Origin of the sequence: Billgrantia saliphila (assembly GCF_002930105.1) — a bacterium.
GTDB lineage: Bacteria > Pseudomonadota > Gammaproteobacteria > Pseudomonadales > Halomonadaceae > Halomonas > Halomonas saliphila.
Map to the genome: position 1 here is coordinate 1 of NZ_PJRN01000015.1, position 11,228 is coordinate 11,228.

Consider the following 11,228-nt stretch of genomic DNA (forward strand, 5'->3'; position numbering starts at 1 on the left):
ACCTCGGCGCCGAGCCGCTGATCGAGGCGCTGGCGCAGCGCGCCCAGGTGGTGATCGCCGGACGAGTGGCCGATCCGGCGCTGGCGCTGGCGCCGCTGTGTCACCATCACGGCTGGGCCAGGGACGACTGGGATCGCCTGGCCGCCGGTGCCCTGGCGGGCCATCTGATCGAGTGCGGTGCCCAGGTCACGGGTGGCTACTTCGCCGACCCGGGAGTGAAGGACGTGCCCGGCATGGCCGAGCTCGGCTACCCGTTGGTGGAGGTCGAGCGCGACGGACGTCTGGTCGTCACCAAGCCGGTCGGCACCGGTGGGCTGGTGAATGAGCAGACGGTCAAGGAGCAGCTGCTCTACGAGATCCACGATCCTGCGGCCTATGTCACGCCCGACGTGGTCCTCGACCTGACCGGCGTGGAGATCCGCCAGATCGGCCGCGACCGGGTGGCCGTCAGCGGCGTGCGCGGCAAGCCCGCGCCCGAGCGACTCAAGACCACCATCAGCTTCCTCGACGGTCACCAGGGCGAGGCGGAGATCTCCTATGCCGGGCCCAACGCGGCGGCGCGGGCGCAGCTCGCGCGCGACACCCTGCGTCAGCGCCTGGCGCGACGCTGCCCGCCCGACCTGCGGTCGCGCTTCGATCTGATCGGTGTCTCCAGCGTGTTCGATGGCGACGAAGCAAGCTGGCGCGAGCCGTCTCGATCCGCCGTCGAGGACGTGCGCCTGCGCCTGGCGGTGGAGCATGCTCGCCGCGAGGTGGTCGAGCTGGCAACCCAGGAGCTGCTGGCGCTCTACTGCTGCGGGCCGGCGGGTGGCGGGGGGGTTCGGCGTCACCATGGACGCCGACTCAAGACGGCCTCCTTCCTGGTGCCGCGCGAACAGGTGACACCGACAGTCACGCTCTATCGGGGAGACGAAGCATGAACGGTGGCATACCGCTGCACCGCTACGCCCACGCCCGGGCGGGCGACAAGGGCGATCGGCTCAACCTGGCGGTGTTCGTGCACGAGGCGTGCCATTACCCCTGGCTGCTCGAACAGCTCAGCGAGGCGCGTGTCATGGCCCTGTTCCGCCATCGCGGCGTGTCCGCGGTGCGCCTCTATCCGATGCCCAAGCTGGGCGGGATGAACCTGGTGCTCGACGACGTGCTGCAAGGCGGGGTCAACGGCGCGCTGAACCTGGACGGTCACGGCAAGACCCTCTCGGCCCTGCTGCTGGCGCTGCCGGTCACCCCCCCTCCCGGCACCGCGCGAGCGAACGTGCAGCCCCGCTGACACACCCGCCGCCCCAGCGCCCAGACCTCATCGAGGGCCCATTACCCTCGGCGAGCACCAGCAGGTCGGCGTCGCGGCCTGGCTCCAGGCGCCCTTTGGTGGAAAGCTTCACTTCGAACAGGCTGGCCAGCCGGCCCGGCGCGAGGCCGATGAAGCGGCGCAGGGCGGATCTCCACGAGGTCGTCGTAGAGCTCGAAGACGTAATTGACCAGATGGCACGGGCGTGCCGATACGGCCAGGGAGACCGCAGGAAGAGCTTATTCGTCGAACCATTCGCTGAGGTAGAAGCTGTCGAAGAAACAGCAATAGGCCTCGAGCGATGGGTGAATGTGGGCGGCGGAATCGATCATGGACGGGGTCCCGATGCGACACTTGGAGACTGGCTGTCGGGCAGGTCGGCCAGGCTGTCAACCCTTCCCCGGCGTGCCGGGGAAGGGAGAGCCGGTGAGCTTACTCTTCGAAATAACGCTTGTAGATCTCGTCGTAGGTGCCGTCTTCCTTCAGCGTGGCCAAGGCCTCGTTGAAGCGCTCGGCCAATGCCTCGTCACGCGGGCGGAAGGCGATGCCGAAACCGTCGCCGAAGTACTCCTTGGGCTCGGTGATCATCTCGCCCACGACCTTGTATTCCCGCTCATCGCTGTCGAGCAGGGTGGACTTGCCCACCGGGAAGTCGAGGAACACGATGTCCAGACGCTCGGCCTCCATGTCCAGCACCATGTCGTCGGCGGTGGAGTAGCGGCTGATGTCGGCCACGTCGCCGTAATGGTCGGTGACGTAGTTGTCCTGCAGGGTGCCACGCTGCACGCCGATGGTCATGCCGTCGAGGGCTTCGGTGCTGGGCTCGTCGATCTCGGTGTCCTCCGGGGCGAACCAGGCGGAAGGCGGCGTGATGTACGGATCGGAGAACAGCACGGTGGCGCGGCGCTCGTCGTTGATGGTCATCGACGACATGATGGCGTCGTACTTGCGCGACAGCAGGCCGGGGATGATGCCGTCCCACTCCTGTTCGATCCATTCGCAGGTCACGCCGATCTCTTCGCACAGGGCATTGCCCAGTTCGATGTCGAAGCCGGTCAGCTCGCCTTCGGGCGTGCGGTACTCCATCGGCTCGTAGGGCACATCGACGCCGAAGCGCACGTGATCGTAATCGCGAGCCTGGGCGCTGCCGGCGGCCATGGCCAGGCCCAGCAGGGATACTGTCAGCAGTTTTTTCATCGTTCGTTTCCCTTTGTTGTCGTTCGTGCACCGATTGGGTGACGTCGCGCCTGAATTTAGCGCAGCCGCGCCGGGGCCGAAAGTCCCCAGGCGCGGTTTTTCCAACGCCTGTTTGACGTTGATCAGTTGCCGCTGAGCGGCTTGAGGTGCGCCAGCAGCCGCTTCTCCAGGTAGCGGAACAGATAGAGAATAGCGAAGGTCAGGCAGAGATAGATCGCCGCGGCAAAGATGAACGCTTCGAAAGGGGCATAGTAGCGTGCATAGACGAAGCGTGCCGCGCCGGTGATATCCATCAGTGTGACCACGCTGGCGATGGCACTGGCGTGCAGCATGAAGATCACCTCGTTGCCGTAGGCCGGCAGGGCGCGGCGGAAGGCGCTGGGCAGGATGATGCGTCGCATCGTCAGTGCCTGCGACATGCCGTAGGCCCGTGCCGCCTCGATCTCGCCGCGCGAGGTGGCCTTGATCGCGCCATGGAAAATCTCGGTGGTATAGGCGGCGGTATTGAGCGTGAAGGCGATCAGTGCCGGATAGAACGCCTCCCTCAGGAGGGGCCACAGGAAGCTCTCCTGGATGCCGTCCACGAACACCACGCCGTAATAGATGATGTAGAGCTGGACCAGCAGCGGCGTGCCGCGAAACACGTAGGTGTAGAAGTAGACCGGCAGCTTGATCCAGCGATGCTTCGAGCCGCGCAGGATCGCCAGCGGTACCGCCAGAATCAGCCCGATCAGCAGCGACAGGAAGACCAGCTGGGTGGTAGTCACGAGCCCGTCCCAGTAGTAGGCCAGCGTCTGGGGCGTGAAGATGACGTTGCCTTCCAGCAGGCCGGCGAGCCATTGGTTCAGTTGTTCCATCTCAGTGCTCCCCGAAGCCGACGTTGTAGCGCTTCTGCAGGCGGGCGAAGATCCACTCCGACACGCTGGCGATCAGCAGGTAGATGACCGCCACGGGAATCAGGAAAGTGAACGGCTCGTGGGTGGCACGAGAGGCCTCGGCGGCGACGCGCACCATGTCGGTGAGGCCGATCACCGAGACCAGCGCGGTGGTCTTGAGCAGCACCATCCAATTGTTGGACAGCCCCGGCAGCGCGTGGCGCATCATCAGCGGGAAGCGGATGCGGCGGAACACCAGCCACGAACCCATGCCGTAAGCCTTGGCCGCCTCGATCTGGCCATGGTCCACCGCCATGAAAGCGCCGCGGAAGGTCTCGCCCATGTAGGCGCCGAAGATGAAGCCGATGGTGATCACGCCGGCGACGAAGGCATTGAGGTCGATGTACCAGTCCACGCCGAACTGGTCGTAGAGCTTGTCGGTGAGCAGGTTGAGCCCCATCTGGCCGCCGAAGAACAGCAGCATCATCAGCACCAGGTCGGGAACACCGCGAATCAGCGTGGTGTAGAGCGTGGCCGTACGATGCAGCAGCCAGCTGCGCGACATCTTGGCGCTGGCGGTCAGTAGGCCGAGCAGGACGGCCAGAATCAGCGACAGCACTGCCAACTGAATCGTGACCCCGGCGCCTTCCAGCAGGCGCGGGCCGTAGCCTTGTAGATCGAGCATGAGAGTCCCCTCAGTACTTCGGCGCCAGGAACTGCTTGAGACGCGGCGAGGTGGGATTGACCAGCACGTCCTGGGGCGGCCCCGCTTCCTCGACCACCCCCTGATGCAGGTAGATGACCTGGCTCGAGACGTCGCGGGCGAAGCCCATCTCGTGGGTCACCACGACCATGGTACGGCCCTCTTCGGCCAGGTCGCGCATGACCTTGAGCACGTCGCCCACGAGCTCCGGGTCGAGTGCCGAGGTGGGCTCGTCGAACAGCATGACCTCGGGATCCATGGCCAGGGCGCGCGCGATGGCACCGCGCTGCTGCTGACCGCCCGACATCTGCGCGGGGTAGGCGTCGGCACGCTCGGTCAGGCCGACCCGCTCGAGCAGGGCGCGTGCTTTCTCGACCGCTTCCTTGCGCGGCACCCCGAGCACGTGGATCGGTGCCTCGATGATGTTCTCCAGCAGCGTCATGTGCGCCCAGAGATTGAAGCTCTGGAACACCATCGACAGCTTGGCGCGCATGTTGACGACCTGTTTCCAGTCGGCAGGCTCGCGTCCGTGTCGGGTCTGCTTGAAGCGGATCTCCTCGCCGTGAACGATCAGGTCGCCCTCGTCGGGCTGCTCGAGCAGGTTCATGCAGCGCAGGAACGTGCTCTTGCCGGAGCCGGAGGCTCCGATCAGGGTGATGACGTCGCCCTTCCGGGCTTGCAGCGACAGGCCCTTGAGGACTTCGGTATCGCCGAAGCGCTTCTTGATGTTGCGCACTTCGAGGGGTATCGGGGTATCGGCCATGAAACGGGCTCCAGATCGGGACGAGTCGCCGGGGCGACGGCCGGTTAAGCGGGCAGGCGCGAAAAAGGGGCGATTCTAACAGGCCTTGACGCTTTGGGCAGGATGGTCCGGATACGGTTTCATTGGACGATGGTCGATGACGGGAATGCAAAAGTGCATTTCTTTGCTCCTGGTTATTCTTGTCGAACAGCAGATATTGTTGGAAATAGGTTTCTTCGCAGTCGATATTCTTCAGTCAGTCTGGCGGCGACGTGGGCCGGGCCAGCAGGGCGGCACGGGCGCCGAGCTCCACCGCGGCATTGGGAAAGATGACATGGAGCGGTTCGCCTTCTACGCAAAAGGCACCGGCTTCGCCGTCCTCGGCGAGCAGTGTGCCGTGCGCGAATTCGGAGAAGTTGGGAATGTCGTCGGCAAAGCAGAGGCGGAAGTCGTGCGACCGTCGCATCAGTTCGTGGGCGACGCGGAAGAATACCATCCGTTCGGGAGCCGCCCCGGCGGGCTCGCGACCTTCGATCAGCGCATCGAACAGCTGTCCCATCGGGGCGAGCGGTGCCAGATCGTTATGGCCGAAGGGTAGGGCGCGGCCCAGTTCCAGCGTGAAGGCCTGGGCGCCATGATAATGCTTCGAGTAGTGCGAGAAGGTCCAGCTGTGACGGTGCTGGTGCAGCACCGCCTGGATGTCGGCGGCCGCCAGCCAGCGCCACTGCTCCGGCCGGGTGGGAGACTCGGCGAAGGGTTCGACCACGAAGCGGGGGAAGCGACTGTCGCGAATCGCCGTATGCAGGTCGTAGTGCAGCGGCTGGCGGTCGGCATGCCGCGCGAAGAAGCCATCCACCGCCGCCATCAGGGTGCGGGCGCGAGCAGGCTCCATGCCCGTTTCGTCCAGGTCGCGGCGGAACAGGCGGTTGAGGTTGGTGCCGACATAGCGCTCGCCGCGTCGGATCGCCTCGAGATTGCCCAGAATCACCAGCACGGGAGCGCCCAGCGTCAGCAGACCGGCCTCGAGCCGTGCCAGGCATTCCCCCACCAGTTCGATGGGCGCCGTTTCATTGCCATGGATGCCGATCGAGAGCACGCAGGCCCGAGCGGCTTCGTTACAGGAGTCGGGCGTCAGTTCGAGAATGCCCGGGTCATGGAGGGAGAAGCGCCCGCCGGCGAGCCGACCCTCGCGTGCGGTGTCGGTATCTTCCAGACTGCGTTCGATCCATTCCGCCAGCATGGCCTGTGTCCTGGTCATGTGAGTCCGGCCACCTTCCCGCCACGCAAGCGAGATCACAAGCCCCGGCGTCGGGCTGGTGAAAGCTCAGGTGCGATATTGAAACTGGCCGTGGAGGGGGCTGACCGCCTCACGAGCGCAGCCAGGCTAGGCGAAATCAGGTGCCGACCTTTGGCCAATGGGGGAGGAACCGGGCGAGGACTAAGCTGGCGCATGCCATCCGACGGCCAGGAGTCCGACATGCCGAGCCTCAAGCCCGATACCGCTTCCGATCACATCCGCCAGCTCAACGCTCACTATGCCGCAGAGAAGGCGGATGGCGAAACCCTGCTGGCCCGACTGCGCGGCGCCTTCGCGGCGGCAGGTCGCGATCCCGATCGCTTGAACCTCGACGATATCGCCGGCATCGATCAGCTTCACCTCGGTGGCCGGCGTGCAAGCCGCGCGCTTGCCGAGCTGGGAGCGCTTAACGGCGGCGAGCGCGTGCTCGACGTCGGCTGCGGCACCGGGGGCGCCAGCCGGCTATTGGCCGCCGAGTATGGCTGCGAGGTCACCGGTGTCGACGTCACCGCCGCCTTCGTCGATGTGGCCGGTTGGCTCAGCGCCGCTACCGGGCTCGCTTCGCTTACCCATTTCCTCTGCGCCGATGCCGGCCAGGTGCCGCTGCCGGCTGGAAGCGTGGAGGTCGTGTGGTGTCAGCACGCGCTGATGAACATGCCACACGTACCGCGTGTGCTGGCGGAATGGCAGCGGTTGCTCGTTCCTGGCGGGCGCGTGCTGCTGCATGAGGTGGTTGCCGGCGACAACCCCGAGCCGCTGACGCTGCCGGTGCCTTGGGCGCGGACTTCGGTCACCAATCATCTACGCGACCGCCGGCGGCTGGAGCGCGACCTGGCGCTGGCAGGCTTCGAACCGTTGCGAGTGGAGGACGTCACCGAGGAGGCGCTGGCCTGGCGGCAGGCCCACAGCCAGCGCGAGCAGGCGGCGGGGCCGGTCGCGAACTCACTGCCCGGTCCGAACCTCATCTTCGGCAGCGATTTCGTGCAGATGGGACGCAACCTGCAAGACAACCTGACGGCGGGCAAGGTGCGCATCCTGGCCGGCGTGTGGCGCACCACGCGTCGATAGGATCGAATACATGCAACGAAAGGCTTCGCTTTTCTTCACGACGCCCCTTTCTATGCTGTAGGAAGCCCTCGGCCCAGGCCGGGTTGGCTACCTGCAACCACGAAAGGAGGTGAAGATGACCAAGGTGCTCGTGCTCTATCACTCCATGTACGGCCACATCGACATCATGGCCAAGGCGGTGGCGGAGGGGGTCCGTCAGGTCGAGGGAGTCGAGGTCGACGTCAAGCGCGTGCCGGAGACCATGGATCCGGAGACCTTTTCCAAGGCCGGCGGCAAGACCTTCGATACCCCCGAGGCCAAGCCACAGGAGCTCGCCGACTACGATGCCGTGATCTTCGGCACGCCGACCCGCTACGGCAACATGACCGGCCAGATGCGCACCTTCCTCGATCAGACCGGCAGTCTGTGGGCCAAGGGGGCGTTGCGCGGCAAGGTGGGCAGTGTGTTCACCTCGACCGGTACCGGTGGCGGCAACGAGACTACCATTCTCACCTCCTGGACCACCCTGGCGCACCACGGCATGCTGATACTGCCGATCGGCTATGGCCTGGAAGCGCAATTCGATATTTCAAGCGTGCAGGGCGGTTCGCCCTACGGCGCGGCGACGCTGGCCGGTCCCGACGGCTCGCGTCAGCCCACCGAGCACGAAAAGGAGCTGGCTCGTCTGCAGGGCCGGAGCGTGGCCGAGGTGGCGAAGAAGCTCGCCGTATGAGGTAGGACTCGTGGACGTGGCCCTTTCCTGGGCTGTGCCGACAGCGGACAAACGAATGACAGAAGGCTGAAGCGAAGCAGATCCAATAAAGAAGGCGCGGCCGAAGCCGCGCCTTTTTATCGAGCATGGCTAATGGAAGCCATGACCCAGACCTTGCGGTCCACCTTAGTTGCTTTGCATGGCTTCTTGCAGGGTCTGGTTATCGTCGATTTCCTCGTACTGGTCGCTACCATAGTCGCCGGATTCGCCGCTGTCGCTGGACTGAACCACCAGTTCGCCCTCGTTGCGGATCTCGAGCTCGTCGACCGGGTAGCCCATCTCGTCTTCGCCGAAGCCGAGGAAGCCGCCTTCGGAGATGACGACGTAGGCCTCGTTGCTCTCGGTGTCGCGAACCACGCGCTCGACTTCACCGATCTCTTCGTCATTCTCCTGGCTGTAGACGGTTTGCCCCTCAAGCTCGCTGACCTGCATGGTCATGACGTTATTGGCTTGTGAGGCCTGATCCTGAGAAGCCTGATCTGAACTCTGCTCTTCGGAGTCCTGCTGCTCGTCGGGGCTGCGGATTTCCGCCTCGGCCTCTTCGGCCGGATCAACCTCGACATTGGGCTCACCCGTCTGTTCGACGGTGACGTCGGGCTCGGCTTGATCGACGGTGACGTTGGGGTCTTGCTGCTCGATGGTGACTTCAGGCGGATTCTGTTCGACGGTCACATCGGGCGGCTCTTGCTCGACCTGAACCTCGGCCGGTTCCTGATCGACGTTGATATCGGCGGGTTCTTCCTCGACCTGGATCTCGGCAGAACCGCTGCCTGACTGGTTATTCTGATTCTGAGCATTCTCCTCGCTCATCTGCTGCTGCTCGCTCAGGTGCTGCTGGGAATCTTCGTCCTGCGCATCCTGGGCAAGCAGCCCGTGACTCAGACCAGTGCTCAGTGCACCTACCGCAATGGCAATCGCTGTCCTTTTCATGCCTTTCCTCCTTTCCTGGTTGGCATGCCTTGTGGGCTTGCATCTCAAAGGCTAGTCAACCTCGCGATGACGTCATCCCTTGGTAACCAAGAAAAACAAAAGAATAAGAAACATGACATAAGACGGTGGTTCATTGCCGGCTCTCGTCGGGCGTCGGATGCCCATGGCGGCGTGCGAAGGGCGCGACGGGATGTCCCGTCGCGGCACGCTGATGAAGATGGGGTAGGGAGGGCCTGGCCAAAGCGTCATGCCATCGAGTCCACAGACCCATCGTATTTATTTCCCGAGCCAGGCCCCACGAGTGGCGGTATAGAGCGTATAGATCGACTGGCTGGCGGTCATGAACAGGCGATTGCGCGCCCTCCCGGCGAAGCACACGTTGGAACAGACCTCCGGCAGCAGGACGCGGCCGAGCAATTCGCCCTGGGGAGAGAAGACCGCGACGCCATCGATGCCTTCGCCTCCGGCGGCGCTCGACCAGATATTGCCGTCCTCGTCACAGGCCATGCCGTCGAAGATGGTGTCCTCACTGCTGACCACGACCTCCCGGTCGCTGATGCTGCGTCCCTCATCGCCCAGTGTCCAGCGAATGATGCGCGCCGGCTCGTCGGAGTGGGTCGGGGCGCTGTCGCTGACATAGATGCCCCGTCCGTCCGGTGTCAACACGATGCCATTGGGCTTGACGACCTCTTCGCTCAGGAGAATCGGCTCATCGAGGCCGTCATCGACGTAATAGATAGCCGTCTCCAGCTCCAGCTCACGCTCGCTGCCTTCGTAGTCGAAGTGAGCGCCGTAGCCGGGGTCGGTAAAGATGATGCCGCCGGAAGGCAGGGCGACCAGGTCGTTGGGCGCATTGAGCGGCTTGCCCTGGTAGCGCTCGGCCAGCACCGTGGTACTGCCATCCCATTCGTAGCGCAGCACTCGTGGCGGTGTGTGCTCGCAGGCCACCAGCCGACCCTGCGCATCGAAGGTATTGCCGTTGGAATAGCCGACTTCGTGCCGCAGCACGCTGACCTGCCCCGTGGCTTCGTCCCAGCGCATCTGGCGCGCGCGCGGGATGTCGCTGAACACGACGTAACGGCCCACGGCATTCCAGGCGGGACCTTCAGTCCACAGACCGCCGCTCCAGTGGCGCTCGAGCGGGGTATTGAAAATGGTGTAGTTCTCGAAGCGTGGGTCTTCGACCTTCCAGGCGTCGCTGGGATAGCGGGCAGGAGGCGAGGCTTGCGCCCCGCGATAGGCGAACAGTTGGGGAGTCGTTCCGATGGCGGCCAGGGCGGCCGTTGCCGAGAGAAACTGACGGCGTCCGAGTTTCATGGGTCTGTCCTGGTTGTTCTTCGGGTATTGGGAATGAGCGAGGCGAGCCGTGGCTGCCTCCCAAGAACAAATGTAGAAGCTAGATAGGCGAAAGTCAGACATTCAGCTTGCCGATGCGGCGAGACCGAATGAGAGACGGGTCGATCCGAGAGGGCGGCGTCACGCGGCCGAAGTCGCGAGGCCCCGCGGTCCCTCGATGGCGGGCAGTGTCGTGGGTGACCGACAGCATCGAGCGTAATGCGCTGTCCTCTTGCATCGTTCCCCAAGCTGTTCTGGTAAGAAAGTCCGTTGATTGGATGCCGATTTGCGAGCGACGGGATCGTCAAACTTTCCATCACTGGCAGCATGGTTGTTTCGTAATCGGGCAGCGTATTTTTTTCATCTTTAGAGGGATTAAAAAAACCCCAAGGCAACGCCTCGGGATCGATGTAACAATATTGGCCTTTATGGTGCGATTTGTTAATCGGCGGAGGGGTGATCAATGTCCGCTAACCGAAGTTCGAGGAGAAGTTGGAAGGCGCGAGTCTTGGCTCCACATGAGGTGGCGGAATATGTAGCGGATATTCGCCAACTCACTCGCGATGAGCAGGAACGCCAGGCGGGCGAATTGCTAAAGGGAATCGATCTCGATAATTTTCTCGACAAGGTTCTGGCCAAAGCTGACTTTGCAGTACTGAACGTTGAGGGCAAGTGCTGCGGTTTCTGTGCCTTCTATACTTACGAACCTGCACTGGAGGCGGCATTCATCACTTTGTTCCTGGTAACGCCTGACGTTCGGCGAAGCGGCATGGCGCGCGGAGTGCTGGAAGTCGTGGCGGGGGCGGCGCTCCAGTATGGGTTTCGTTATCTGACGCTGCGAGTCCGTCAGGATAATATTCCGGCGATCCGCTTCTATCTAGGTCAGGGCTTCCGAATTGTAAGGCGACATGAAAGGGACATCGAAATGTCGCTCGAAATGACGGCCTTGGACGGAACTAATACAAGTAAGAATGACAAGAATGGTTCGGAAGTTAATGCGGAAATCAAGAAAATAACGGAAATGTAGGTTGAATGGACGGAG

At 63.5% G+C, this 11,228-nt stretch carries 12 protein-coding genes; 5 read left to right on the forward strand and 7 right to left on the reverse strand.

Annotated elements, in window-relative coordinates; all coding sequences use genetic code 11:
- The coding region (locus CYJ07_RS15720) for an acyclic terpene utilization AtuA family protein (protein WP_104204664.1) at positions 1-920 on the forward strand (920 nt) is incomplete at its 5' end.
- Positions 917-1,270, forward strand: a complete 354-nt coding sequence (locus tag CYJ07_RS15725) for an AtuA-related protein (protein ID WP_104204665.1) — start codon at positions 917-919, stop codon at positions 1,268-1,270. The genes CYJ07_RS15720 and CYJ07_RS15725, both read left to right, overlap by 4 nt.
- 450 nt (positions 1,271-1,720) lie before the next feature.
- On the opposite strand, the gene CYJ07_RS15730 is transcribed toward CYJ07_RS15725, so the two are convergent.
- The 5 genes from CYJ07_RS15730 to CYJ07_RS15750 form a co-directional block, all read right to left on the reverse strand.
- Positions 1,721-2,485: a transporter substrate-binding domain-containing protein gene (locus CYJ07_RS15730; RefSeq protein WP_104204666.1), complete on the reverse strand. Its 765-nt coding sequence runs from the start codon at positions 2,483-2,485 to the stop codon at positions 1,721-1,723.
- A gap of 122 nt (positions 2,486-2,607) precedes the next feature.
- Positions 2,608-3,342 (reverse strand): ABC transporter permease, encoded by a 735-nt coding sequence (locus CYJ07_RS15735; protein WP_104204667.1) that lies wholly within the window; start codon positions 3,340-3,342, stop codon positions 2,608-2,610.
- 1 nt (position 3,343) lies between these two features.
- Positions 3,344-4,045 carry an ABC transporter permease gene (locus tag CYJ07_RS15740; protein ID WP_104204668.1) on the reverse strand — a complete coding sequence of 234 codons (702 nt, stop codon included), beginning with the start codon at positions 4,043-4,045 and terminating at the stop codon, positions 3,344-3,346.
- A 10-nt stretch (positions 4,046-4,055) separates the two neighbouring features.
- Complete coding sequence (locus CYJ07_RS15745) at positions 4,056-4,826, reverse strand: ABC transporter ATP-binding protein (protein WP_104204669.1); 771 nt, start codon at positions 4,824-4,826, stop codon at positions 4,056-4,058.
- A gap of 235 nt (positions 4,827-5,061) precedes the next feature.
- The gene (locus tag CYJ07_RS15750) at positions 5,062-6,045 is read right to left on the reverse strand and encodes a succinylglutamate desuccinylase (protein WP_104204670.1); all 984 of its coding nucleotides are present in this window, start codon (positions 6,043-6,045) and stop codon (positions 5,062-5,064) included.
- A gap of 237 nt (positions 6,046-6,282) precedes the next feature.
- On the opposite strand from CYJ07_RS15750, the gene CYJ07_RS15755 reads away from it, so the two are divergent.
- Together CYJ07_RS15755 and wrbA are read left to right on the forward strand one after the other, a co-directional pair.
- Entirely contained in the window at positions 6,283-7,170 is an 888-nt protein-coding gene (locus CYJ07_RS15755; RefSeq protein ID WP_104204671.1) for a class I SAM-dependent methyltransferase, read from the forward strand.
- A gap of 115 nt (positions 7,171-7,285) precedes the next feature.
- Positions 7,286-7,882: an NAD(P)H:quinone oxidoreductase gene (gene wrbA, locus CYJ07_RS15760; RefSeq protein WP_104204672.1), complete on the forward strand. Its 597-nt coding sequence runs from the start codon at positions 7,286-7,288 to the stop codon at positions 7,880-7,882.
- Positions 7,883-8,047: 165 nt separating this feature from the next.
- Here the strand turns inward: wrbA and CYJ07_RS15765 are convergent, their stop codons facing one another.
- Positions 8,048-8,851 carry a PRC-barrel domain-containing protein gene (locus CYJ07_RS15765; protein WP_104204673.1) on the reverse strand — a complete coding sequence of 268 codons (804 nt, stop codon included), beginning with the start codon at positions 8,849-8,851 and terminating at the stop codon, positions 8,048-8,050.
- Between the two features lie 276 nt (positions 8,852-9,127).
- Positions 9,128-10,168 (reverse strand): SMP-30/gluconolactonase/LRE family protein, encoded by a 1,041-nt coding sequence (locus tag CYJ07_RS15770; protein ID WP_104204674.1) that lies wholly within the window; start codon positions 10,166-10,168, stop codon positions 9,128-9,130.
- Between the two features lie 526 nt (positions 10,169-10,694).
- Here CYJ07_RS15770 and CYJ07_RS15775 point away from each other — a divergent pair.
- A complete protein-coding gene (locus CYJ07_RS15775) occupies positions 10,695-11,213 on the forward strand; it encodes a GNAT family N-acetyltransferase (RefSeq protein ID WP_197038399.1) in 519 nt (172 codons plus the stop codon).
- The last annotated feature ends 15 nt before the right edge of the window (positions 11,214-11,228 follow it).